Below are 22,384 nucleotides of genomic sequence, written 5' to 3'. Positions count from 1 at the left end.
AAATCCTGTGCATAGGCTGTATCCCCCTTGAGAAAACCCGTCTCCGAAATCGGCACCGGATGTCGCCTGATGCCGATCATTCACATGGTCCGGAACGTCTATCGGCTTGAGCGCCGAACTTGTCATTGCCCGGGGGCGCCATTGCTGTTGGCGCACGTTGTTGCTGCGACGAGTATTTCAGGATGAAGGGCGCGGTCAAGGGTTTGGCCTTGGGGGCCCGTATCGCTACGGACTTTCCCCTCAATCCCATAGATTGTGCATGTGCGAACGGAACCCTATGCACGTCTTGCTGTGATGAAGTTGCAACGGTGAAGACCTCTTGCAGAGGAGTTCTCCGTCCCGCGCCAGATGACAGGGTTTTGACAGCAGTCACCGCCAATTTTCCCCCTCTTACAAAATCTCTTTGGGGGGCGACATGAAATTGACGACGCAACTGCGCCAACACTGGCTGTCCGGCGGAGCCAGGCTGGATCACCACAAGACGGAGCTTGGTTCGATTGCCCGCTATGCGCTGATCGGGGCGGCCATCTCCGCGATCGGGCTTGCGACGGTGCCCGCGAAAGCGGACGACCTCAGCGAATTGAAGGCCGAGATCCGGGCGCTGAACAAGCGCCTGTCCGACATGGAAGAGCAGAAGACCAAGGTCAAGGCGCTGAACGACCGGCTCAAGCAGGTCGAGAAGAAGGAGGAGGCGAGGGCTGAAGCGCCGCCGCCGGCCGCCGGGCCGATCCCGACCAAAGCCGGTCCCTGGGAGAGTTTCAAGACCGGCCAGCCCGTGCACATCATCGAAACCCAGAACACAGACGTGCTGCTTTACGGCGTCATCGAGCCGACCCTGGGCTACGTGACCAATGTCGACAAGGCCGGACGTTCGACGGTCGGCCTCAATACGTCGTGGTTCAGCGGCAACCGGTGGGGCATCTTCATCACCCAGAAGGTCTTCCCCGAATACGGCTTCAATCTGCTGGCGCGGATGGAAAGCGAGTTCGAGCTGCCGAGCGGCAACATGGATACGCCCGGCGTCTTGTTCAATCGCGACGCGTGGGTGGGCTTCGAAAGCCCGACGATCGGCAAGTTCAGCGTCGGCCGCCAGAACACGCTGCCGCGTGACGTCGCCAACATCTGGGCTGATCCCTACGGTGCCTCTGCCCTCAGCACCAACGAAGGCGGCTTCACCAACGTCAACAACTTCAAGCAGCTCATCTTCTATACCAGCGGCGGCAACGGCGCAGGTGGACAGGGCGATACCCGATACGATCAGGGCCTGGTCTGGAAGAAGGTGTTCGACAACGGCCTCTACCTGGGCGCGGCCTATAATTTCAGCGACGGCAACGGTCCGGGCGGTCCGAATGGCAGCGGGCCGATTCCGGGAGCAGGTCTGGACAAGGGGAGCAGCGCTGCTGTGGCGGCCGGCTACAATGCCGGACAGTTCCACGTGTCGGGCTTTTACACCGAGTCCAACGTGCTCGAGATCCCGACGATCGGCACAACCAATGTCGGTCACACCCACCAGTCGTGGGGCCTTGGTGGCAACTGGGACGGCGGCCTGCTTCGCCTGAATGCAGGCTACATCCGCTACACGGCCGACCAGGGCGCGATACTCGGCACGCGTAACGACGACGTCGTGACCGTCTCGGCCAAGGTAACGCCCTCGAAGTTGTACGACGTCGAAGTCGGTTGGCAGGACTTCTTCGCCCACAATGCCGCGATCAGCGCCGCCGGCTATACGCTAGTGCCGTTCAAGGATGCGACCGGTGCGGTCGCGACCGGGACCGGCACCCGCATGACGACCTACGCCTCGTTCATCTACCACCCGATCCCGAACGTCGACGTGTACATTGCCGGCGATCACCTGAAGACGTCGGGTGGATACAGCGCGAGCCAGGCACATCTGCACGATTCAGCGGACGAGGTCGTGACCGGCGTTCGCTACAAATGGTAGCCATAGCGCCAGCAAACAGCGGACGGTCGAAGTCTCCGACCGCCCGCGAACGATGATCCAATCCTGCCGGCGAATTCATATGCGCACCGTGCCGCGAAGACGCCGGGGAGATGCCCCTCACTCGGTCATCTTGTGCCGTAGGTGGCCGGCCCTTTCGGCTCGCGGCACGGGACGCTGTACAGAAGAAAAAATAGAGTGATGGAACGGGAGAACGCCATGTCGGACACCATTCAGGCCAACGCCGCGCCCTATCGCGAGCCCGCGATCACGTCTGGTCCAACGTCGTTCTGGCCGACCGGCTGGTGGCGCTTGATGGATTACAAGGTCGGCATCATCTCGCTGCCGATCTACGCGATCCTCGTCGTGCTGCTCGCCAGTCTGACGCAGCAGGGCCAGATCAAGCCGGATGCACCGACCATGATCGCGGTGCTCGTTCTCGGCGGCTTTACCTGCGCCGAGATCGGCAGGCGGTTGCCGATCCTACGCAACATCGGCGCGGCTGCGATCTTCGCGACCTTCATTCCGTCCGCGCTGGTCTATTACAAGCTGATCCCGGCGCCGATCGAGAAGTCGATCATCGACTTCACCAAGTTCACGAACTTCCTCTATGTCTACATCGCCGCCATCATCGTCGGCAGCATCCTGGGGATGGACCGCAACGTGCTGGTCAAGGGCTTTCTCAAGATCTTCGTGCCGCTCGGCGTCGGCTCGCTCGCCGCTGCCGCGGTCGGCACCCTCGTCGGCATGATGCTCGGACTCGGCGCCTACAAGACCTTCTTCTTCATCGTGGTGCCGATCATGGCGGGCGGTGTCGGCGAGGGCGCGATCCCGCTCTCGATCGGCTATGCGGCCATCCTCGGCCAGCCGCAGGGCGACTTCTTCGCCCAGGTGCTTCCGCCGGTGATGCTGGGTAGCCTCACCGCCATCCTGTTCTCCGGCACGCTCAACTACGTCGGCAGGAAATATCCGCATCTCACCGGTAACGGGCGGCTCCAGCCGCCGGGCGATGGCGCACTCGATCTGGCCGCCCTGGAGCAGCAGGAGGACACGTCATCCTCATCCGACGTCACTGCGATTGCCGCTGCCGGACTGACCGCGATCGTGCTCTATCTCATGGGCGTGATGCTGTTTCATCTGATCGGCCTGCCGGCACCGGTTGCGATGTTGTTCCTTGCGGTCGCTGCCAAGCTTGGCAGCGCGGTATCGCCGCGATTGCAGTCGGGCGGGCTGGTCGTCTACCGGTTTGTCCGGATCGGCATGACCTATCCCTTGCTGTTTGCGATCGGCGTCTCACTGACTCCCTGGGAGAGGCTGATGGCAGCCTTCACGGTAGCCAACCTCGTGACGATCATCGCGACCGTCTTCACGCTCATGGCCACAGGCGCCGTCATCGGCCGGCTCATGAACATGTATCCGATCGAGACCGCGATCGTGAACGCCTGTCATTCCGGCCAGGGTGGTACCGGCGACGTCGCGATTCTGACCGCGGCGGAGCGCATGGAGCTGATGCCGTTCGCCCAGATCGCCACGCGCATCGGAGGCGCCATCACCGTGACCGCCGTTCTGGTGCTGTTGCGGTGGATTGCCTAAGGCGCGAGAGGCAAGGAATCATGAGGAAAGTTTGAATAGGTGCCACCGGTGCCGGACCTGCGGGCGCGACAGAGCCGCATCCCCACGCGAGATGGCGCTGGGTGCCGCTAAGGGTCGTTTCTGTCGGAACGCACCCCTTGCGTCTGCCGAAGCCGGTGCTTCACCGCCGCGCGGGCGCGCGAGGCTTATGAAGGCACCGTCGGTACGCTTGAGCTCGACATCGGCGCCACGTCCGGCGGCCAGCTGACTTGGGCCGTTTTTGCGCCGACCACACTGCGCCGGGCGGCGTTGGCGGGAACCTATGCGGGTGCGACCGCCGGTGGTAGGGTCGGCGCCGGAGTGGGTGCCAACCTCCTGATCGGCGGCTCGGACCGCACGGTCGCTTTGCAGCCGGTGTCCGCAGGGTCAGACGGGCGTGAACATTACAGCGGGCGTATCCAGCATGGAGTTGCGGCCGGTCACTGCGCCTGCGCCTCGCAAGGCGCAGCGATGACATCAGCGCCAGCGGACCTTCGTTGATCCAGATCAAGGATTGGCCGACCCCCTGGGGGGCCATATACGCCTTGGGGGCTGGACACGATATGACGGCGCAGCGGACAGTTGTGGTCGTGGTCGATGACGATGCGAGCCTTCTGAAGAGCGTGTCGCGGCTGTTGGCGTGCCACGGCATTGAGAGCCGGACGTTCGCGACGGCCGAGGCGTTGCTCGAGAGCGACAGCGTGCAGACGGCAACCTGCTTGCTGCTTGACATTCACCTCTGGGGAATTTCGGGAATCGAGCTGCAGCGCCGTCTTGCGGCATCGGGATCGAAGTGGCCCGTCATCTTCATGACCGCGAGCGACGACGAGGCCACGCGCAATGAGGCGATGGACGCCGGATGCATCGCCTATTTACGCAAGCCGTTCGCACAGGATGTCTTGCTGAATGCCATTTCGAAAGCTGTGGCTTAGCCGGCGCAGCCATAACAAGAACCCGGGGTCGCTACGTCCGTTTGGGGTCAATCGCGTCGGTTTGCCCCCTGAGGTGATGATGTCCGGTCTGACCAGATAAGCGGACATCGTCAAATGGAACCAGGATGTCTCGAACGGGTCCAATTGCGGAAGTCACCCGGCTCCAGCCTTCATTCAATTCGCGCTGATGCTGGTCTGCCCCAACGATTTCGGGCGCCGCATTACAATGAACCGAGCGCGGATTCTGCTGAGCCCGGGTCGGACCAAGCAACCGCCTGCTGAACATCCAATGACTTCGCGCCCTTGCACCCGCTCAGGACCAGAGTCCGGACCTACTTGGCGCGTTTGTAGACGAGCTCAGAAGAGCCGCCAATGGACGTTGATGGGTTGGTGACCTTCAATTCGTCCGCAGCAATTGTGAATCCTCGCGTCTGTTCGGTCTCTGCTCGATTTGGGAACGAACTGCCCTCAAATTTCAGCGTGTAAGTTTTTTTCGTTTCGTCGACCGTGTACGTGCCGAAGTTGGCAATGCTTCCCTGTACGACGGCTTTGTTTTCCTCTGGCGTACCCTGTGCGCGGTTTTGCGTCGCGAACTTCGGAAGATCGGAGCGCACAATTTGCGACGAGAAGTATCCGTTCTCGGTGAAGATCAGCAGCCCTTTCGGATTGGTGCCCCACGCCGGACTCCCGTCCGGAAGTTTCGTTGTCGAGGAGACGAACGTCCAGGTCCCCACGAGTTGCTCCTTGATCGACTTCTGTTGACCACTGACGTTGCTCGGCAGCAGGGCGACTCCCAACGCCATCAGTGCAGACATGCTGAACACACTACGCCGATTCATGCTCTCCTCCTGTCTCGAATGGTGCTGAATAGATCGCAGGTGCGGTCGCGATTTCGTGGCCGCGCATTTTGCGGCCACGGGTGTATTCCGCCAAAAATGAATGTCGGCTTATTGGAATCCAATGCCCGCCGACGGCACGTTAGCAGCCCGCTCCCGCGCGGAGAATTCGGCACGTCCCGCTCAAGGGCAGATACATAACATCTAGCAGGTTTCGCGGGCTTGAGGAATGAGACCCATCGCCCGGTCGCTCCGATCAGGGCGAGGCGTTGGTCCACGAAATGCCGGCCAGACGAGAAATTCGCCTACGCTCGCCGTTGCGAGAAGACCCATCTCACGGCAGAGTTCGACGAAGCGCGCACACCTTGCGCAGCGCCAGGCCATTGTCTTTTGCGGAAGTCCGCTGTGATCAGGTGCGAGCCGATCCAGCAGCCTCATGACTTCGACATTGCGTCTGGATCTCAGCGCCCGGCCAGCCTCCTGTACGCCGCAATGGCTCGCTTGAGGTCGTCGTATTCGTCGCAGGGAATGAGGCAGAGGTTTTCCAGCGCCGCCAGAAGTTGCTCTGCCCTGGCCGGCTCCCCAAGCACCAGGTGAGCCTCGCCGAGATGCTCATGCGCGCTGCGGTGGCGCGGATTTAGCATCAATGCCTGGTGATAATGGCCGATGGCCGGACCCATCTGATGCAGCCGCCGATAGGCATAGCCAATGTAGTTCTGGACATCGGCATTAGTCGGATCGCGTAGCGCGGCGAGCTCGAACGCTACGACTGCAGCATGCCAATTCTCTACGCCCAGCGCCTTCTTGCCGGCCTTGAAATCGGGGTCGAGTTGCGCCCAGCCGGCCTCCGATGCGACCGATGCCATGGTGGTGCAGATCGGCCATGCTTCGGTCTCGTCCCGAGGGTCGAGCCCGCCGAACCGCGGTGTAATCCCGTTCCGCCAGCCCGGCGCGCTTATGGTGTAGATGGCCACGCCGGCCACCAGCGCGACGAGCATCGTAGCCAACGCGACCGCGCGAGTCATCGCTGCCTTCTCGAATTGACGGCTGCCGGGTCAGACAGCCGAGGAGTTATTTTCGTACGCCACCGATCGTGTCATCTCGGCGCGAGTATGCCTGGGCCTCACGGATTTCCGGCCGCTCCGTATCAGCGTTCTTGGCCAGGTTCGCCAGCTTGCCGAAGTACTCGGATGCCTTCTGGCGGTCACCTGCGCTGTCCGCAGCGCGGGCGGATCCCAAGAAGGCTCGGAAGCGGTTGGGGGTCTGCTTGAGCGCGGTCTCGAACTCGTTCAAGGCAGCTGCTGGCTGCCCTGTCTCAAGAAGCAGTTCCGCCAACAATTCTCGGAACGGATAGAGTCGATTCTCCATCGCCACATGCTTGAGGCTACCGTCTTCGCTGTCAGCCGCTGCTCGCATGAACCGCAGTGCCTGATCGCGATCGCCTTCTTTCAGTGCCACCCATGCGGAAATGGCAAGCATTTGCTCTTCCGTGCGGTCGGCCCAGTAGGACTGGTCGGCGTGCTGCAGCGTCGTGCGCAACGCCTTCATCGCTTCGATCTCTTCTTTAGCGCCCGCGAAATCGCCAGTGCGCGCCATGCCGAGACCTCGCGTGAAACGGATCAGTGAATCCGCCATAGGATATTGGGTGGGAGTCATCGGCAACGCGGCGGCGCCGGCCCAATCCGCCCGTTCCAGGACGTAACGCGCTGGCATCGCGGCCTTGGCGGTGAAATTGACGAAGTTGATCGGACGATCACCGCGGTCGGCGGTGGCAAGCGATTTCTTGATCATCACATCGGCCTTGGCATCCTGCGCGAGCTGCAGTTGGGCATATACCGTAAAATCCGACGCGTGATAGTAGTCGGGCTGGATCTCAAGCGACGATGCGTTCGAGGCGATGGATTCTTCCCAAAGTCCGACCATGGAGTAGATGTGCGACGGCATGTGCCGGGCGTGCGGCACGGCCGGCGCAATGCCAGCATAGCGCCGCGCCGACGCAATTCCCTTTTCGGCAAGTGGTGCAAAGTCATAGGCGTGAATGAGGTAGTGCGTCACACCCGGATGCTGCGGGTTCTGCTCGAAAAGCTTTTCTAAAAGCGCCGCGGACTTGGTCTGATTGGCATAGGTGAGGTCGCTTTTCGGCGCCGAGGCTTGGAGCGTCAGCGCGTAAAAGGTCTGCACCTCGTAGTCATCCGGATAGCTTCGAGCCATCCGCTCCATTGCGGCATTGTAGGCTGCCAGTCGGACATCCACGGCGACCTTGTCATGGTCGCGGAAATAGGCGCTCAGCGCCTCGATCCAGTCGCGTTCGCGCTGCGTCTTCGGCCCTGTAGCCCGCGCTTTCTCAAGCGCGTCCCAAGCAGCCTGCGCATCGGCCCGGCTCGGCGTGGCTGCAAGGGTGTTACCGAGGAAGTCCATCGCCACACCCCAATGCGCCATGGCGCAGGCGGGGTCCTGCTGTAGTATCCCTTCGAACGTCCGGCGAGCCTTTAGGAACCAGTATGAATGCAGCATTGCGACACCGCGATCGAACTCTGTCTGCACATTGGGGGCGCAAGAGGTAGGGAAGACCACCTTGCCGAGCTTTTCGTCTTGCTGGGCGATTGCGCCGCTTGCGAGCGCAGCGGTGATCAGACCAGCCGCAAACGAGATTCGCCGCGATTGCGTGTTCATTGTAAATGTCCTCTCTGGCCTTGCGCGAGCGATGGTACGTAAGCTTGATGCAGACAAACGCATCGGTCGGGCGCGCCATTTGCCTGATGTTCGCCTCGCGACGCGGGAGCGCAGCGCTCACAGCCACCAAAAACATCAAGGGCGGGCGATGATCGTTTCACTTTGCGCTTTCGCACGGTGAAACACTAGCTAAATGAAAACATTGCGGGAGATCAAAAGGGTCAGGCGGCGTGCCCATTCGGACAGCGGCATTCGCAGGCTCTAGGACACGGTCTTGAACATGCCGAAATCAGCGCACGTCGTCATTGGTCCGCTTCGGCCCCCACGAACGGACATTCATTTAATGGTTAGGCTGCGCTCACGCATCGAAAACCAATCGAGTTCCGGTGTACGAGCGTAGGAGCTTTGTCGGCATCGCAGCCCGCGCGGTTTCGTAGAAGGGCTCCCCCGTACAATGCAGCGGAATCACGTAAGTCGGATCGATTTCCTGGAGTGCCTTGACCGTATCTCGAACGTAGTCCTCTTGATAGGGCGCGAGATGAAAGCCCCCGATCACCGCATGAACTTTTTCCACGCCCGAGGCGGCTTGAGCTTCCTTGATCGCGTTGACCACGCCGCGATGGCTGCATGAAGTGAGAACGACAAGCCCCCGTCCTCTCAGATTAAACGCCGTCGCGATCTCGTGCTGAAACTGATCCGGTACCACAGGCGCAGTACGTTCCGCCTCGCTGAGGCGCTCGGGATAACAGCCGATGCCGCGGTCGAGACCAATGGTCATTGCGCTCGGTGACAGCACCTTCTCGAAGGTCTTCTGACTGATCTGCCCCGTGACGACGGCGTGATCCGCAACCAGGGCAGGTCTGGCTGCGACGGTTACGGCGAGGTCCGCCTCCTCGAGTGCTTTGCGGTCGATGACGCCGAAGCTGCCCCGCACCGGGGGTGCAGTCCACTCGCGCGCGCAGAAACATCCTTCGCCGCCGACAAACAACGGCAGTTTGGGCTTGAGCTTGCCGCTATGCGCCTGCAAGAAACCGACGAGACCGCCAAAGTGGTCCTGGTGCCCGTGGCTGAGCACAAGTGCGTCGATGGCCGCCGGGTCAATACCAAGCAGGCTCGTGTTGTTGAGAAGGGCTTCCGGCGTGAAACCGAAATCAACTAGGATGTTGCGCGTCTCGTTGCCGCGTCGCGACTCGACCTGCATCGCAAGGCCGAACTCGCTAACCAAAGTTTTGCGCGGCGGCTTGTCGCTAAGACCCCAGCCAAAGTGCTGGATATCGAGGTTGGGTAGCTTTCTGCTCGGGGCGACAGCGAACTGATAACTATCGATCACTATTCGAACTGCCACGCGGTCGAGCTCAGGCAATGACCCAGTGACAGCCCCCGCACTGACCGACTTCGAGCCACCAAGGGTAGCAAGTATCAGACTTAAGAGACCGGCGCCTCCGCCGCAGAGAAATTCTCGCCGCCCAACCTCGTCGCAGAAAAACTGCCGCCGGGGCGCCTGAGGACCTGTTTGTGATAGCGCGATTGAAGCCGAAGCGTAATCGATAGCCATTGCTAACCTCCCATTCTGCCAGCCATGAGGCCAAAACAGGAAAGGTCGGGCGTCTCAAGTCCGATATGCTCCTATCAACCAGCTGCTCCGTCAATAAAAAATACTCGCCTGAGCTCTGAGTTCTCGATCTGGCAAAGCTACTTCCCTTATCGACGTGTCGATTCGAGTAGCGGCTCGCGGCATGTCCGGTAATGGGCGGAAAGCGGGTCGGCCTTAGCGAATGGCCGAACGACATCCGTCGGTTACAGCCGACTTTTGCAATAAAATCGGCCAGGAAGGGACATTTCTCTCGTGCCGCGCGTCATGCGATCTGAGCCCGTCTCGCGCGCCGTTGCCCTTCTATGCCCCGGCGGTTGTGTGAAACCTCCGCGCGTTCATAAATCGTGAGTTGTGTTTGCCGTTGATCGGATCAAGCTCTTTCGATCGACTAGGTCGCGTGTGGCCGAATCCGACATCTAGTGCGCTGCTAGGCTCGCCGCTCGGCACGCAATGACACGCAAGGTTCGAGCCGAGCTGACGCGGCTCTAAACGGTATCAGTCAGCCCCACCTTGACATCTTTTCGCGACACGTCTGTGCCGTTGCTTGAACCCGCTGCCGCTGCTGCGCCCCCCGCTGTGCCACTACTCATCGAAAGGTAGGGGTCAGTTCCTGTGCGGTTGCAGCGATCAGCGCCGTTCACGAAGTACCATATTTCGGAAGTACCATATTTCGTTAGATTTCTCGGGCCTCGCGACGCCGCGATGGCGCAATGTCTCGATCTCTGGGAGGGAGAGACATGATGAAGCGATCGCCTATTCTCTCTTTGGTGACTGTCGCGAGCTTTACCGTCCTATGGTTTGTTCTGGATGCCGATCTGCATTTTAGAAAGGCGGCTGCCACTACAACGACAGCCATGCCACCCGAGGTCGTAGCTCCCGAGCCTTTCAGAACGGCCCATGCCGCTAACAATAGGTCGATGAGGATACTTGCACTGGATCAGGCTAAGCATCTCGCTTTCTGGACGTCCATTTTGAAGAATAGGAAGCAGGCCTGTGGTGCTGTTGTTCGGACCATGTATCAAGGCGGCACCGAATCTGGGGTCGATGCTTGGCGCATTGGCTGCCGGGACGGCAACGAATATTCGATAACGATTAATCCGGACGCGCAAGGCTCTGAGGCGGAGTTTCCGGTTTCGGTTTGCAGTGGAATCGCTTTCGCCCAAAGTGCTGAATAGCCTCGTCATTGAGCGTTCAGCACGCGCGAGGACGCCTCTATATGCCAGCTGCTATCCGCTGTCCCGGCGCGTCCTCGCCAACGTGCGAGGATGATCATGGCGATGACCCGATCACGACGTGAAACGGTGGAGTTCGAGCACCCATTTCGGATCACAAGCTTCGAGCGGATATTACCGGCTGGCTCGTATGAAGTGATTACCGACGAAGAATTAATGGAAGGAATGGAAGGATTATCATTTCCGTCCTTTCGGCCCGTCGCCACCATGATGATGGTGCCTGCGCCGCCGCCCCGCAGCTCTTTCGTCGAGATGGTGGCGATCAGTTCGATCGATCTGTCCGATGCCCGGGAGCCGATGCGATTGTATCCCGTTAGTGGCGTGCCTGTCGACCTCGACAAGCATCGGACTTCGTTGAACATTGACATTCGCCGGACGCTGCCGGAGATCGAGCGAAATGCGTTGCGCGTACTGCATCCGCAGCCCGAACCCGAGTTGCTCGCGACGCCTGCGATGCCATTGGCGGGCGCGCTGCCGGAGCCGAAAGGGCCAGGCCGCGACCTACGCATCGATGCTTGCCGCGGCATCGCGCTCTGGTGCATCTTTCTGAATCATGTCCCCAACAACATCGGAAGCTGGCTGACGCTGCGTAACTACGGCTTCAGTGATAGCGCGGAAGTATTCATGTTCGTCTCCGGTGTGACCTGCGCGCTGGCTTACGGCAGCGCACATTCGCGCGACGGTTGGCCCGGCGTCATCACCCGTACGCTGTGGCGAAGCTGGGATATTTATGCCGCATTTCTACTGCTCACCGTGGCTTGCGCCATCATGGTCTACCTAAGCGGCGGTGGCCGGATCGCGGACGAGAGCAACACGCGCCTTTTGCTGGAACATCCGGGTGCGGCGCTCGCGCATGCGGCAATCCTGCAATACCGTCCGGTCAACACCGACGTCTTGCCGATCTTCGTGGTTTATCATCTTTTGTTTGCACCGCTATTGTGGTTGCTGCTGCGAGTGCCGAACGCGACACTCGGCGCGTCGCTCTTGCTTTATGTGCTGGTGCACGTCTTCGGCTGGACCGTCCCGGCATGGCCCGACAACGTGTGGTTCTTCAACCCGCTGGCTTGGCAGTTGCTGGTTGTGCTCGGCGCCTGGTGTGTCATTGCGGGCAGGGGAGTGTGGCCTTGGATGACCTGTCGCATCGCGCTTGTACTTGCAGTTCTCTATCTGACTTTTAGCCTGATCGTGGCGTTGAGTTGGTGTCTCACGACGCTGGAAGATCTGGTCCCACAAGCGCTCGCCAATGTGGTTTACCAAGTCGACAAATCGGATCTCGCCCCCTTGCGGCTGCTGCATTTTTTGGCGCTTGCGATTTTAGCGGTATGGCTCGTACCTCGCGATCGGCAACTGCCAACGCCGCTGATGCGCGCAGCGATCCGCTGTGGGGAGAACTCGCTGGCAATCTATTGTCTCGGTGTTCTGCTGGCGCTCGCCAGCCAAATAGCGCTGGTCGACATCTCGAATGGTCTTGCGATGCAGATCGCGCTCAGCCTCGTCGGCATCCTGCTGATGATCGCCGCCGCAACGCTGCTGAACTCAATCAGGATCAAACCCAGGCGGCAGAGGTTCACGGATCCATCTAAAATGTCGAGGAAGTAAGTTCGCGGAGGCCGGGTACGGGTGGGGCAGTGAACTTCCAGGTGACGGTTCTCAAGGTACTGGTCAGCTATCCAGACGGCTTCGCCGCCATGGCGGACCTTAAGCGCGACATGGCGATCCTGGCGACCAGCGGACGGGACTGGGCCGATCGCACGAAGCGATTGGCGGCCCAAGGCGAAGGTCAGCAACGAACTGCACAAGGCGGCGGCTGCCAAGGACGCCGAAATCCAAGAGCTGAAGTCCGAGCTCGACGCGAGCGAGATTACTCGGAAGCTCGCTCTCATCGAAGCGCTTAGCCTAGTGGAAAAAGAGGTGATACCCTCGCGAACGCGCTCGCGCATGCTGAACACGAGAGGAAAGCTGCGTCAGAGCTTGCTGAGGCGCTTTTGGCCAGCGAGCTGCACAAGGTCTCCGCCGGCAAGGAAGAGGAAATCCGAGAGCTGAAGGCCAGGCTCCAAGGTATCGAGCTTGAGAAGAAGCTCGCCGTTACCGAGGCTGTCAGTGCCGTTGAAAAAGAGCGCGATGAGCTCAGAAATGGCATCAAGCAGGCAGAGCTTGAAAAGCAGCTGGCTGAAAAAGCTCTCAAGGACAAGTACGAGACCCAGATTAAGGATCGCGACGACGCGATCGAACGCCTGAAGGATATGAAGGCCCGCCTCTCGACCAAAATGGTTGGCGAAACCCTTGAAAAGCACTGCGAGACCGAATTCAACAAGGTGCGATCGATGGCCTTTCCGCGGGCCTACTTCGAGAAAGACAACGATGCGAGGACCGGGAGCAAGGGCGATTACATCTTTCGTGAGTCGGACGAGGCCGGCACTGAGATCACTTCGATCATGTTCGAGATGAAGAACGAGAGCGATAAAACCGCAACGAAGAGCAAGAACGAGGACTTCCTCAAGGAACTTGATCGGGATCGTACCGAGAAGGGCTGCGAGTATGCCGTCCTGGTGTCGATGCTCGAACCTGAGAGCGAACTCTACAACGCGGGCATCGTCGACGTCTTCCACCGCTTTCCGAAGATGTATGTCATCCGGCCGCAGTTCTTTCTGCCCATGATTACGCTTCTGCGGAATGCATCTCTCAACTCCCTGAAGTACAAGACCGAACTGGCCCTGGTTAAGGCGCAGAATATTGACATCACGCAGTTTGAAAACCAGCTTGAGACGTTCAAGAATGGGTTTGCCAAAAACTACGATCTCGCCTCCAGGCATTTCCAGACGGCGATTAATGAGATTGATAAGTCCATCGACCATCTCCAGAAAACAAAGGACGCATTGATAGCCCCCACGAAAACCAGCGGATGAATCGCGAGTCGACAGACGTTCACGGATACATCTAAGATGTCGAGGAAGTAAGTTCGCGGAAGCCGGGTACGGGTGGGGCGGTGAACTTCCAGGTGACGGTTCTCAAGGTGCTGGTCAGCTATCCAGACGGCTTCGCCGCCATGGCGGACCTCAAGCGCGACATGGCGATCCTGGCGACTAGCGGACGGGACTGGGCCGAACGCACGAAGCGATTGGCGGCCCGCGTGCCCGACCTGGATATCTTCTCCCAAGGTCTCATCGAGCGATTGAACCGCGGCTGGCGTATCACCGAGAAGGGACGTTCGGTTCTCGCGACCATGGAGGCACGGCCCGCACCCGCCCAAGCAACGGAGCCACCTAGCATCGGCGTGGTCGAGGAGCCGACGCTGGCCACGACTCTGTCACCGATGCCTTCGATAGCGCCAGTTCGGCACAAGCGCGACCGAAAGCGCCGCCAACGGGACATGGTTCGGCGAAGGCAGGCGAACGCGTCGTAAGGAAGGTCGGTCGGGACTGCCAGTCTTGACTTTTGAAGCGGCGCAGTTCGTTGGACGACGTATAAGCTAGTGATTTACATAATCTTTATTGATTCGCATAACCTTCATTATGGAATATCCGAAGCAATTTTTGCTGGCGACTTTGAGTTATGCGTCGAGTTCGTCCGTCAGCGAAATCATGGGGAACAGGACCGCTCACTGCAGCTGTGGGACTTCGCCAGCTCTAGCCATGACGGGCTTTGCGCTCGAGCCCAGCCTCGGGCGGCGCGACGGCCTGCACTGGCCCAGCGAATAGACCGAGGCGCCGGCGGCCGCGCTGGCCGAGACGGCCCCATTCCCGCAGCAGTGCAGTGTCACGGTGGACTCGATCGTGAGCACATGTTCTGAGGCTGTCGAATCGACTAGAGCGATTCGAGGTGTGCCCTTAGCAGGTCAACCGTCTCGATCAGTCCCGCAGCCTCCATCACGAGCAACAGCTCCGCTGGCGTCATTTCTGGTTTTTTGAAGCGTTCCGCATACGTCGAATGGCTGCAACGGCGCGAGCTTCGTCGAGTGCGATGGTATCCGCAATGAAAGCGTCGGCGGATTTCGCCTGCATGTTCAGGTCAGAAAGAACTGCCGCCGGAAAGTCCTTAAGGTTTTCCGTTACGATCATTGCGGCTTGCGTCTTGGCCGCCGCAGCAACGACGTGGTGGTCGCGGGGATCGGGCAGACCCGCCGCAACCGGCAAGAAGTTGTCAAAATCTGTAACCATGGCGTCTTCGAAGGCGGCTTCCATGCTGGCACGCGCCCGCTCCGCGCGCGCCGTTGCATCGTCGAAGCCTTTGCCGCTTAAGATTTCCTCTATAGCTGCTTCGGTCTCATCCAGAACGCGGCTCGACCAGCGGAGACGAAAAAACTCCGCCTCCGCCAGGGAGAGCAGCAGGTTCCTTTTGAGCGCGCTCGCAAGCGAGCACGCATCGACGAATGCCGTGAAACAGTTTGCAAACAAGCTTACAGATGCTCCGCGTCCAGCTCGGCGAGATTCGCAAGCGCGTTGCCTCGCTTCTCATCACGCGTGCGCTTATAGGCGAATAGGTCCTCGGCCCTAATTCTGCGATGACGCCCCACTGTCACGTGCTGAATTTCGTTCTTCTCAAGCAGCGAGACTAGAAACGGACGTGAGACATTCAGGATGTCGGCAGCCTGCTGCGTGGTCAACATCTCATGCACAGGCACGAGCGTCACCGCATCGCCGCGACCGATATGCCGCAGCAATTCCATCAAGAGGCTCGACAGGGCCGGCGACAATGTTATCTCAGCTGCCTTTTGCGCATCATCGAGCACGCGTAGTTTGGCGTCTCCCGTCGCATGCGACGCGAGTATCTGACGAAGCTGGTTGGCTGCCGCCTTCTCGCTCGCGGAAGGCAGGCGAGTACCCCCCAGCTCTCCGGCGTGGGCTGGCATGGTCATCGTATCGTCTCCCCTGTACTGCTTTGTATGTACGCCATATTCGAAATAAACGCAACAAGCGAAATAAACGAAAGGCACTAGAGTTCCTCGCCAAAGCGGGGTTCCATCGACTTGGGCAGCAGGCGGCCCAACGCGATGCTTCATCCGACGGTCCGGGCGCGGTCGATCTCTCCCGGTGCACGCCACCGGTTAAGCACTTGAAAAACTTGAGCTCTTCAATCCTTCAGGGGGGCGTAGCGAATTTTCGTTCTAAGCCATTCATTTCGTTGAGATATTTTTGCTCCCACTGGAACCGGAAATCGCGTCTTCTGATCTCGATGCGCTCGTCACGCAAAACCTCCTCCGACGCGATCGCTGGCTGAGGCAACACTCGGCTGGTCGTTTCCCCCACCAAACTCTGGATTGGGCGAGGTTCGCTGGCGACATCAACAGTGAGTCTCAATATGTGGGCATATGGACCCTCCGGACGCACTTACGCGAGTATCATGAGCTGGATGGTCTCACCAATCGAACCTAGAATTGGGTCATGCCTGAGCCCGAGGTTGAGTGGTCTGCCGATCTGATCCACCCCAGGAGCGTCGCCGGAACGGCACTTCTGGGCAAGGCTTGCGATATCCTCGAGCTGATAGGCAGATCTCCCGGATCGCTCGACCAAGCGCTTCTTGCCGACCAAACGGGCATCCCCAGAGCCACGCTCTACCGAATCCTGGGCGCACTGATCTCGCGCGGTCTGATCCGGGCCGATCCTCGCACTCAAACCTATACGCTCGGCTTCAACTTCCTCGATCTCGCTCAGAACGCTTGGTCGTCATCGGATCTGGCGTCAATCGCTTCCGCGGAACTGAGACGATTGCGCGATCTGACGGGCGAGACTGCTTATCTCGCCGTGCAAGAGGGCAGTCACGTTCTGTCTCTTGGGCGCTTCGAAAGCGCCCATTCGGAACGCTCGAATGCGAGGCTCGGCGCACTGAAGCCAATGCACTGCACGAGCCAGGGCAAAGCCATACTTGCTCATCTCTCTGAGACTCAACTCAGCCTTGCCCTGCGCGGCGAGCTGGCGCGGTTCACGGACAATACGATCTGCGACCCCTCACAATTGAGGGCCCATCTCTCGATCGTCCGCGCCCGCGGCTACGCCATCGACGACGAGGAGATCGTTCTCGGCACGCGCTGCGTCGGGACGGCTATTCTTGATCCCGGCGGGAAACCGCTCGCCGCCATCAGCGTGGCAGGCCCGACATTCCGCATTACCGCCCGGCGCGCGGAACAATTGGGACAAGAGCTCGTCGATGTCGCCAAGCGAATCTCCGACCTGCTCGCGCCGACAATCAAGAGCGCCCGGCACCATGATGCCGGCGGTTACAGGGTATTGTCGACGGCCGCCGCGTTTGTCGGTGCGGCACCGCGTTGGGATGCGCGCGCGCAAACCTTGGTCTGGGCAGATCTGCTGGCGCCGGCGATCCGGATGGAAGGCCAAAATCCGTGCACGATCGCACTCCACGAATTGTCCGAGAGCATCAACTCGCTGTGCCTCGTTGAGAACGGAGCCGTTTTCTCGGTCGGCAGCGACGTCGTCATCGACAACCTTTCCGGTCTGCGCGAGCGCATCGAGGGAAAGCCGGGTCTTTCGCTCAAGGTGCTGCGCGCCTCCCCGCAACACGAGATTTGGGCCGCGGCATTCGATGTGGAAGCCAATCTGAGCCGCATCGGCTCGTGGCGGAAGCAATCGGGTCTAGAGGCCGTCTTTGAATTGCAGGGCCACGTCACCGACATCGCGTTTGCCGGCGATGCCGGATTATTCGCCGCATTGCCGTCCCGTCAGTGCATTTATCTGCTGGAGCTGAAGACCGGTCGCAAACGAAGGTTCGCCGACATCCCCAGGGTCGCGGGCGCGCCCTGCGCACTCGCGGTCGACGAAAATTTCGGTCCGTGGGTCGGGTTGTCCGACGGCTGGAGCGTCGTCAAGCTCAACGACAGCGGGGAGATCGAGCGAACCGTCGCACTGCCGGTCCCAAACCCGACGGGGATCGGTTTCGGCGGGGCAAACCTGAGTGAACTGTTCATCACGAGCGCACGGGTCGGCCTGTCTCGCGAAAGCCTGGCGAAAGCTCCCCTGTCCGGTCAATTGCTGTCGATTGACATCGGTGAACGCGGCTTGGCGGACACCATCGCTAAACTCTAGAGGAAAATCATGCCAGCTCCAGACAACAGCAGCATCGCGCCGAAGATTGTCTCGCTCAAAACCTTTCCAGTGCGAATTCCGTTCGCCGACGGCGGGGCAGGAACAGGCGGAACGCCCTCGCGCTGGCATACGCTCGACATGGTTCTGATCCGGGTTGAGGATGAAGCCGGCATTGTCGGCTGGGGTGACGCCTTCGCCTATTTCTGTCTAGACGCAGTGAAAGCGGCCGTCGATCACATGATCGCACCGTTCGTCACAAATGCAATCATTGACGATATCGCCGCATGGAATCTGGACGTCCAGAAAAGGCTGCATCTTTTTGGGCGCTACGGTATCACCTTGTTCGCCCTCTCCGGGGTCGATATCGCGTTGTGGGATTTGAAGGCTAAGCGATGCGGTCTGCCCCTGTGGCGCCTGTTGGGCGCTAATGCCCCAGCGCAGCGGCAGGCCTATGCTAGCCTAGTGCGATACGGCGACAGTCGCCTCGTCGCCGAGCAGTGCGAGCGCGCCCTCGAGCTCGGCTATCGCCACATCAAGCTGCATGAGATCGATCCGGTTGTCATCAAGCATGCGCGCGACGTCATCGGACCTGATGTCTCTCTCATGGTCGATGCCAATTGTGCCTGGTCGATGGAGGAGACGGCGGCGCTGCGCGATACGTTCAGAAGCTGCGACGTTCTATGGGTGGAGGAACCGGTCTTCCCGCCCGACGACTATCGGAGCATGGCCGAGATCGAGAAGCTGGGACTTGCCGTGGGAACGGGAGAGAATGCCAGCACCGCCTTCGATTTCCGTCGGATCATCGAAGCCGTTACTTATCCGCAACCAAGCATGACGAAAGCGGGAGGCGTTTCCGAGTTTTCCCAAATTCTCCAGGCCTGCAAGCGTGTCGAAAAGATCGCGATGCCGCATACACCCTATTTCGGGCCCGGCTATTTCGCGACGCTGGCGATGTTGCCTCTCATGCCGCCGAGAACACTGATTGAATACCTGTTCGTCGAGCCGGAGGCGTGGGTTGCCACGACCCCGCAGCCGCTGAAAGGCCTCGTGGGCGCATCGAACGATCTCGGTATCGCGTTTGAACCCGACCTCAATGTCATCGCGCGGTATGCTGTCCGGACATGATCTCACGATGTGAGACGCCTTCGTGCCGCGCTTCGCTCGCGGAGCTTCCTCCCATGGCGGTGAACGCTATGGTGCTGCCATCGAGGCCGCGAGACGCGCAACAGCGCGTCGTTCCAAAGCAGACCAACTTCGGGGTGGAGACATGGAGATCTTTGTATCCGGCGCAACCGGTCGCGTGGGCGGCGTGCTGTCTGCCGCCTTGATGCAGCGCGGTCACAATGTTCGTACGATCGCGATAGCCGGTGATGCCAACCTGGCCGCAACCGAAGCGGCAGGAATCAGGTGCCACACCGGAAGTCTCGCCAACTTCGAGGATGTGGCAAAGGTTGCCGATGGTGTCGATGCCGTCTTTCACATGGCCGCCGTCATTTCGTTCCAGCCCGCCGCGCGCGATCTTCTCTGGGACGTCAATGTTGTCGGGACCTACAATGTGCTGCGGGCTGCGGCGGCAGAGTCGCAGAAGCGCCCGGTGCGCATGATCTTTGCATCCAGCGACCAGGTCTATCCGACGCGCTTCGCCCGCTACCGGCCGACCGACGAGAACCACCCCAGGGAACCCTACACATTCTATGGATTGAGCAAGGTCCTGGGTGAGGAAATGGTCAAGTTCTACCACCGCACCGAAAAGTCGCTCGACATCAGCACGGCTGTTTTCTCCCACACCGAGGCCACACGGGAGCTCATCGACCCCAACGGCGAGTACGCCGGTCCTGCGTTTTACGTCAACAGTCGGGTCCGCAGCCTCAAGGCCAGCAGCACGCACCATGCCGGCGCCACTTCCAACAGCGAGCTTGCCAAGGTGCTGGCCGTGCTCGAGCCGCTGGTCAGTCCCGATGAACCATTGCTGCTGGCAATGGACGCGAACGGTATCCCGCATACGCAAGAGCTGGTCGACGTTCGCGACATCGTCCAGGGCCTGCTCCTGATCTTCGACAAGCCCGAGGCGATCGGCGAGACCTTCAACCTAGCCCCGATCAGCCCTGTAAGCCTCGGCGAGTTCATCCCGTATCTCGCGAAGAAAACCGGCCGCCGCGTCGTCGAGGCGACAATTCCGGTTGAACTCGGGCGGACCCACGGCAGCGGCGCGAAGGCACGCGCCCTCCTCGGCTATGCACCGCGCTATTCGATGTTCGACATGGTCGACGAGGCCGTCGCCGCCGCTTCCTGACGTTCCAAACGCAGACTGACCTGGAGAAAATCACGATGCCTCCGATTTCATTGCAAACGCTGGACAAGCTCAAGTCCTGCTCGACCGCGACGCTCACCACGCAGTTGTTCAAGCGTAACTTTCGCCAGCAGTTTCTCGTCGGCGTGACGCCACTCAATCCGAATGCCGGTTCGTTCGCCGGCGAAGCATTCACCCTGCGCTTCATCCCGTCGCGGGAGGACAAAGACTGGGATCTGTCCGACTTGCGCAAGCGCGGCGAGGACAACGTGCAGTGGGAGGCTGTCGAAGCGATCGGCGCAGGCCAGGTCCTGATGATTGACAGCCGCAACGACGCCCGCGCGGCGTCCGCCGGCAACATGCTAATGACACGGATGATGCGCAAGCGCGTTGCCGCCGCAATCACGGACGGGGCATTCCGCGATGGAACTGAGATTGCCAAGATGCCATTCCCAGCCTACTGCACGGCCAATACGGCATCGACCCGGCCGGCCTATCACCGCGCCGCCGACATGCAGTTGCCAATCGGCTGCGCCGGCGTCGCCGTCTACCCCGGTGATATCATCGTCGGCGATAGTGATGGCGTCGTGGTGGTACCGCGCGCGATCGCCGGGGAACTGGCCGACGACTCCCATGAACAGGAGCTCCGCGAGAAATTCCTATTCACGAAGATCGATGCAGGTGCGCCGCTCTGGGGGACTTATCCTCCGAATGAAGCGATGATGCAGGAATACGCCAAATGGCGTGCCCGGCAAGCGGCGGAGTAACGCCATGACTATGCCGACCAAGTCACAGCGAGCCGAGGCGCTCATTCGACGCTATTTCGGGGCCTGCAACGACGCCGATCACGGCGCCCTCCTCGATTGCTTTACCGGCGAGGCCGTTCACTACTTCCCTCCTGGCCTGCCCGGCGCCCCGTGGCGCGGCGCCAAGGCAATCGCAGATGGCTGGGTGGGGTGCGTTAAGAACATGGGTTCCCGCTGGACGATTGAAAAGGTGCTCGCAAGCGAGAACGGTCGGGAGGCGGTGATCGAATGGACCCATTGGAAGACGGCCATCGGTGAAGTGCTGCGCGGCGACGAATGGTACATCTTCAATGAAGACATCACGCGCATCGTCGAAATCCGCGCCTACTACGCTTCCCCCGTCAACAAGGCCGAGGCCATCAACAAGCTGCACGACTTCGACTACGCGGCGAGAGGCTACGCCATGGCACCGCCTTCGCTGCCACCCAAGATTTCCTGAGTCCATCTGCGGCGGCCAAACATCGTCGGCTGCCGACATCGCAGGATACATCGGGTGCATGCTCAAGCACCCCAAACCATTTGCGGATCTGAAAAATGCCTCTTACGGGAAAGACACGGGTTCATGCGCTGATCGGCTCGCCCATAGCGCAGGTTCTTGCCCCGGGTTGGCTGACCGAGCGGATGCAGAAGGCCGACTACGACGGCGTGCTGGTTCCCCTGCACATTGAAAAGAGCAATCTCGACTCGGCGCTCCCCGCCCTCAAGGCGATGCCCAATATCGACAGCATTCTCATCACCCTGCCGCACAAGTTCGGCGCAGTCATGCATTGCGACCACCTCTCGGACCGCGCGCGTGTGCTCGGGGCCATCAACGCCATGCGACGTGAAGAGGACGGTCGCTGGTTCGGTGACAATTTCGACGGCGCTGGTTTGACGGCCGGCTTGAAACAAGCGGGACACGCCATCAAGGGCAAGAGCGTGTTCATGATCGGTGCCGGCGGCGCCGGCTCGTCGATCGGCGTCTCGATGCTCGAGGAAGGCGCACGTCATCTGACGTTCCACGACATCAACGCGAACAGCCAGGCCGCGCTGCTGGACAAGCTCCGTAGAGCATATCCCGGCAGGGTCTCGGTAGCTACCACTGTCCCGCCGGATTGTGACATCGTCGTCAATGCGACCTCAGCAGGTTTGCAGGACAGCGATCCTCTGCCGGTCGATCCGAACCAACTCGCCCCGCGCATGGTCGTTGCGGACGTCATCACCGACCCGGTGCCGACGCGGCTCCTCGTCGAGGCCGCGAAGATTGGCTGCCCGACGAGGGACGGCACCCACATGCTGGATGGGCAAATCGATCTGCTATTTGGCTTTATACTCGGCAAACGCTGACCCGCCGGGGAGCTTATCGGGGTAGGCGCTGTCGCGCTGCGAACAACGGCGTGCGCCGTCATTTCCCGTTTCGAGAAATCCGGTCAGCGTGATCGGCCGTGAGAGTCT

General features: G+C 60.3%; 18 protein-coding genes and 2 pseudogenes. 14 read left to right on the top strand and 6 right to left on the bottom strand.

Annotated features, from left to right (window positions below; all coding sequences use genetic code 11):
- Positions 1-415 precede the first annotated feature (415 nt).
- The 4 genes from QCM77_RS18120 (at position 416) to QCM77_RS18105 (ending at position 4,482) form a co-directional block, all read left to right on the top strand.
- Positions 416-1,942 (top strand): porin, encoded by a 1,527-nt coding sequence (locus tag QCM77_RS18120; RefSeq protein ID WP_279684440.1) that lies wholly within the window; start codon positions 416-418, stop codon positions 1,940-1,942.
- 216 nt (positions 1,943-2,158) lie between these two features.
- Positions 2,159-3,532 carry a 2-hydroxycarboxylate transporter family protein gene (locus tag QCM77_RS18115; protein ID WP_279684439.1) on the top strand — a complete coding sequence of 458 codons (1,374 nt, stop codon included), beginning with the start codon at positions 2,159-2,161 and terminating at the stop codon, positions 3,530-3,532.
- Between the two features lie 120 nt (positions 3,533-3,652).
- Complete coding sequence (locus QCM77_RS18110) at positions 3,653-4,051, top strand: DUF992 domain-containing protein (protein WP_462676306.1); 399 nt, start codon at positions 3,653-3,655, stop codon at positions 4,049-4,051.
- Positions 4,048-4,482 carry a response regulator transcription factor gene (locus QCM77_RS18105; RefSeq protein WP_462804333.1) on the top strand — a complete coding sequence of 145 codons (435 nt, stop codon included), beginning with the start codon at positions 4,048-4,050 and terminating at the stop codon, positions 4,480-4,482. The genes QCM77_RS18110 and QCM77_RS18105 overlap by 4 nt, the downstream gene beginning before the upstream one ends.
- A 332-nt stretch (positions 4,483-4,814) precedes the next feature.
- Here QCM77_RS18105 and QCM77_RS18100 read toward each other — a convergent pair whose 3' ends face one another.
- The 4 genes from QCM77_RS18100 to QCM77_RS18085 all read right to left on the bottom strand — a co-directional run bounded on the left by QCM77_RS18100 (position 4,815) and on the right by QCM77_RS18085 (position 9,546).
- A complete protein-coding gene (locus QCM77_RS18100; protein ID WP_279660573.1) occupies positions 4,815-5,321 on the bottom strand; it encodes a lipocalin-like domain-containing protein in 507 nt (168 codons plus the stop codon).
- Positions 5,322-5,779: 458 nt separating this feature from the next.
- Positions 5,780-6,343: a tetratricopeptide repeat protein gene (locus QCM77_RS18095; RefSeq protein ID WP_279684438.1), complete on the bottom strand. Its 564-nt coding sequence runs from the start codon at positions 6,341-6,343 to the stop codon at positions 5,780-5,782.
- A gap of 46 nt (positions 6,344-6,389) precedes the next feature.
- Entirely contained in the window at positions 6,390-7,991 is a 1,602-nt protein-coding gene (locus QCM77_RS18090) for a tetratricopeptide repeat protein (protein ID WP_279684437.1), read from the bottom strand.
- Between the two features lie 358 nt (positions 7,992-8,349).
- Positions 8,350-9,546 (bottom strand): MBL fold metallo-hydrolase, encoded by a 1,197-nt coding sequence (locus QCM77_RS18085; protein ID WP_279684436.1) that lies wholly within the window; start codon positions 9,544-9,546, stop codon positions 8,350-8,352.
- Between the two features lie 776 nt (positions 9,547-10,322).
- On the opposite strand from QCM77_RS18085, the gene QCM77_RS18080 reads away from it, so the two are divergent.
- The 4 genes and pseudogenes from QCM77_RS18080 to QCM77_RS18065 all read left to right on the top strand — a co-directional run bounded on the left by QCM77_RS18080 (position 10,323) and on the right by QCM77_RS18065 (position 14,220).
- Positions 10,323-10,760: a hypothetical protein gene (locus QCM77_RS18080; RefSeq protein ID WP_279684435.1), complete on the top strand. Its 438-nt coding sequence runs from the start codon at positions 10,323-10,325 to the stop codon at positions 10,758-10,760.
- Positions 10,761-10,856: 96 nt separating this feature from the next.
- Positions 10,857-12,416: an OpgC domain-containing protein gene (locus tag QCM77_RS18075; protein ID WP_279684434.1), complete on the top strand. Its 1,560-nt coding sequence runs from the start codon at positions 10,857-10,859 to the stop codon at positions 12,414-12,416.
- 192 nt (positions 12,417-12,608) lie between these two features.
- Positions 12,609-13,699 (top strand): annotated as a pseudogene (locus QCM77_RS18070) (DUF2130 domain-containing protein); the annotation flags it as partial.
- Between the two features lie 104 nt (positions 13,700-13,803).
- Complete coding sequence (locus tag QCM77_RS18065; RefSeq protein ID WP_279684433.1) at positions 13,804-14,220, top strand: hypothetical protein; 417 nt, start codon at positions 13,804-13,806, stop codon at positions 14,218-14,220.
- Between the two features lie 401 nt (positions 14,221-14,621).
- Here the strand turns inward: QCM77_RS18065 and QCM77_RS18060 are convergent.
- Together QCM77_RS18060 and QCM77_RS18055 are read right to left on the bottom strand one after the other, a co-directional pair.
- Positions 14,622-15,211: pseudogene (locus tag QCM77_RS18060) on the bottom strand (VapC50 family PIN domain-containing toxin).
- A 2-nt stretch (positions 15,212-15,213) separates the two neighbouring features.
- The gene (locus tag QCM77_RS18055) at positions 15,214-15,672 is read right to left on the bottom strand and encodes a helix-turn-helix domain-containing protein (RefSeq protein ID WP_279684431.1); all 459 of its coding nucleotides are present in this window, start codon (positions 15,670-15,672) and stop codon (positions 15,214-15,216) included.
- A 526-nt stretch (positions 15,673-16,198) separates the two neighbouring features.
- Between QCM77_RS18055 and QCM77_RS18050 the strand changes: the two genes are divergently transcribed.
- From QCM77_RS18050 to QCM77_RS18025, 6 genes are all read left to right on the top strand, one after another.
- Complete coding sequence (locus QCM77_RS18050; RefSeq protein ID WP_279684430.1) at positions 16,199-17,854, top strand: IclR family transcriptional regulator domain-containing protein; 1,656 nt, start codon at positions 16,199-16,201, stop codon at positions 17,852-17,854.
- 9 nt (positions 17,855-17,863) lie between these two features.
- Positions 17,864-18,979, top strand: a complete 1,116-nt coding sequence (locus QCM77_RS18045; RefSeq protein WP_279684429.1) for a mandelate racemase/muconate lactonizing enzyme family protein — start codon at positions 17,864-17,866, stop codon at positions 18,977-18,979.
- A 22-nt stretch (positions 18,980-19,001) separates the two neighbouring features.
- Positions 19,002-20,147, top strand: coding sequence for an NAD-dependent epimerase/dehydratase family protein (locus QCM77_RS18040; RefSeq protein WP_279684428.1), 1,146 nt, complete (start codon positions 19,002-19,004; stop codon positions 20,145-20,147).
- 50 nt (positions 20,148-20,197) lie between these two features.
- Complete coding sequence (locus QCM77_RS18035) at positions 20,198-20,911, top strand: RraA family protein (protein WP_279684427.1); 714 nt, start codon at positions 20,198-20,200, stop codon at positions 20,909-20,911.
- A gap of 4 nt (positions 20,912-20,915) precedes the next feature.
- The gene (locus tag QCM77_RS18030) at positions 20,916-21,389 is read left to right on the top strand and encodes a nuclear transport factor 2 family protein (protein ID WP_279684426.1); all 474 of its coding nucleotides are present in this window, start codon (positions 20,916-20,918) and stop codon (positions 21,387-21,389) included.
- 95 nt (positions 21,390-21,484) lie between these two features.
- A complete protein-coding gene (locus QCM77_RS18025) occupies positions 21,485-22,276 on the top strand; it encodes a shikimate dehydrogenase family protein (protein WP_279684425.1) in 792 nt (263 codons plus the stop codon).
- Positions 22,277-22,384 lie beyond the last annotated feature (108 nt).

This window comes from Bradyrhizobium nivariense (assembly GCF_029846695.2).
GTDB lineage: Bacteria > Pseudomonadota > Alphaproteobacteria > Rhizobiales > Xanthobacteraceae > Bradyrhizobium.
The sequence above is the reverse complement of the archived record's forward strand: the minus strand, read 5'-3'. Positions and strand labels throughout refer to the sequence as shown.

What these genes read in the sequence shown, in the direction of transcription:
- QCM77_RS18030 (WP_279684426.1), top strand. Translation starts at nt 20,916, where the DNA reads ATGACTATGCCGACCAAGTCACAGCGAGCCGAGGCGCTCATTCGACGC.
- QCM77_RS18075 (WP_279684434.1), top strand. Translation starts at nt 10,857, where the DNA reads ATGGCGATGACCCGATCACGACGTGAAACGGTGGAGTTCGAGCACCCA.
- QCM77_RS18080 (WP_279684435.1), top strand. Translation starts at nt 10,323, where the DNA reads ATGATGAAGCGATCGCCTATTCTCTCTTTGGTGACTGTCGCGAGCTTT.
- QCM77_RS18090 (WP_279684437.1), bottom strand. Translation starts at nt 7,991, where the DNA reads ATGAACACGCAATCGCGGCGAATCTCGTTTGCGGCTGGTCTGATCACC.
- QCM77_RS18095 (WP_279684438.1), bottom strand. Translation starts at nt 6,343, where the DNA reads ATGACTCGCGCGGTCGCGTTGGCTACGATGCTCGTCGCGCTGGTGGCC.
- QCM77_RS18100 (WP_279660573.1), bottom strand. Translation starts at nt 5,321, where the DNA reads ATGAATCGGCGTAGTGTGTTCAGCATGTCTGCACTGATGGCGTTGGGA.
- QCM77_RS18120 (WP_279684440.1), top strand. Translation starts at nt 416, where the DNA reads ATGAAATTGACGACGCAACTGCGCCAACACTGGCTGTCCGGCGGAGCC.
- QCM77_RS18050 (WP_279684430.1), top strand. Translation starts at nt 16,199, where the DNA reads ATGCCTGAGCCCGAGGTTGAGTGGTCTGCCGATCTGATCCACCCCAGG.
- QCM77_RS18055 (WP_279684431.1), bottom strand. Translation starts at nt 15,672, where the DNA reads ATGACCATGCCAGCCCACGCCGGAGAGCTGGGGGGTACTCGCCTGCCT.
- QCM77_RS18085 (WP_279684436.1), bottom strand. Translation starts at nt 9,546, where the DNA reads ATGGCTATCGATTACGCTTCGGCTTCAATCGCGCTATCACAAACAGGT.
- QCM77_RS18115 (WP_279684439.1), top strand. Translation starts at nt 2,159, where the DNA reads ATGTCGGACACCATTCAGGCCAACGCCGCGCCCTATCGCGAGCCCGCG.
- QCM77_RS18025 (WP_279684425.1), top strand. Translation starts at nt 21,485, where the DNA reads ATGCCTCTTACGGGAAAGACACGGGTTCATGCGCTGATCGGCTCGCCC.
- QCM77_RS18045 (WP_279684429.1), top strand. Translation starts at nt 17,864, where the DNA reads ATGCCAGCTCCAGACAACAGCAGCATCGCGCCGAAGATTGTCTCGCTC.